This window comes from Mesorhizobium sp. M1E.F.Ca.ET.063.01.1.1, from assembly GCF_003998155.1.
GTDB lineage: Bacteria > Pseudomonadota > Alphaproteobacteria > Rhizobiales > Rhizobiaceae > Mesorhizobium.
Genome location: NZ_RZSC01001503.1, coordinates 1 through 546, shown reverse-complemented (window position 1 = coordinate 546; position 546 = coordinate 1). Strand labels below are relative to the sequence as shown.

Sequence of the window (546 nt, the reverse complement as noted above, 5' to 3'; positions counted from 1 at the left end):
GTGATGAGCGAGGGTTCGCTCTACGACCGCGAGCTGGCAGCACTTGCCATCGTCCAGGCGCGCGGCGACATGATCGAGGCGATCTTTCTCATCCGCGCCTATCGCACCACGCTGCCGCGCTTCGGCTACACCAGGCCGGCCGATACCGCCGCTATGCTGATCGAGCGGCGCGTGTCGGCAACCTACAAGGACCTGCCCGGCGGCCAGCTGCTCGGCCCGACCTTCGACTACACCCACCGGCTGCTCGATCCCGAGCTTGCCGCCGGCGGCGACGTCGCCGAGCCCATGCAACGTGCCACCGAGGCCGAGCCCATGCCGCGCGTCTCGGCGATCCTCGCCCGCGAGGGCCTGATCGAGGCCGATGGCGACATGCCCGGCGAGCATGTTCCCGGCGACATCACCCGCGAGCCGCTGCAGTTCCCGATGGCGCGTGACGTCCGCTTGCAGGCGCTGTCGCGCGGCGACGAGGGTTTTCTGCTGGCGCTCGGCTATTCCACCCAGCGCGGCTATGCCCGCAACCACCCCTTTGTCGGCGAGGTCCGTGTC

The 546-nt window shown here is 69.6% G+C and carries 1 protein-coding gene; it reads left to right on the top strand.

The window, feature by feature from the left end:
• Window positions 1-546: carbon-phosphorus lyase complex subunit PhnI (locus tag EOA29_RS39470; RefSeq protein ID WP_189479186.1), on the top strand; the 546-nt coding region annotated here is incomplete at both ends.